This is a genomic window from Bacillus sp. SRB_8 (genome assembly GCF_003264205.1).
Classification (GTDB): domain Bacteria; phylum Bacillota; class Bacilli; order Bacillales; family Bacillaceae_G; genus Bacillus_A; species Bacillus_A mycoides.
The window spans coordinates 1-447 of the sequence record NZ_NADT01000145.1 but is presented as its reverse complement, the minus strand read 5'-3'; the positions used below and the strand labels follow the sequence as shown (position 1 = coordinate 447).

The 447-nt window shown below is 69.6% G+C and carries 1 protein-coding gene; it reads right to left on the bottom strand.

The genetic code is table 11. From position 1 onward, the window contains the following. A partial coding sequence (locus B5P40_RS33150; protein WP_220089779.1) for a hypothetical protein occupies positions 1–337 on the bottom strand: 337 nt, incomplete at its 3' end. Positions 338–447: the final 110 nt, after the last annotated feature.

The following is a 447-nucleotide window of genomic DNA, read 5'->3' as shown; positions in this document are numbered from 1 at the left end:
GTGGCGGTGGTGGTGCCGGTCGTGCCTTCTTCGCCGGTGGATTGGGGGTCGTCGATTCGGGCGGGCGTCGGGGTCGCTTCCGGAGGAGGAGCGAGATCTGGTCAGCGGAGATGGTGACGGCGAGTCGGTCTACGTCGCGGCAGGCCAGGCGGATGTTGACATGCAAGGCGGTGAGCGCCGGCAGGTCGGTTATGCTGCGGAACGTGTTGGCCGGGGCCGTGGTGGTGGAGGCGTGAGGATCGGGCGGGCCGGCGAGGGGAACGGGCGGGTCGGGCGGTCCATGTTGGCGGTCCTGCGAGCAGCACATCGCTCTCATCTTGCAGATGGCCAGGGCCATGGCGTCGACCTTCCGCTGGAGTGCGATGTCGAGGGCTGGGGGCTGGACCTGGCGGGCTCGAGATCGCCAGGATCTGGGGCCGGGCAGGCTGCCGTCGTGAATGGGGATCG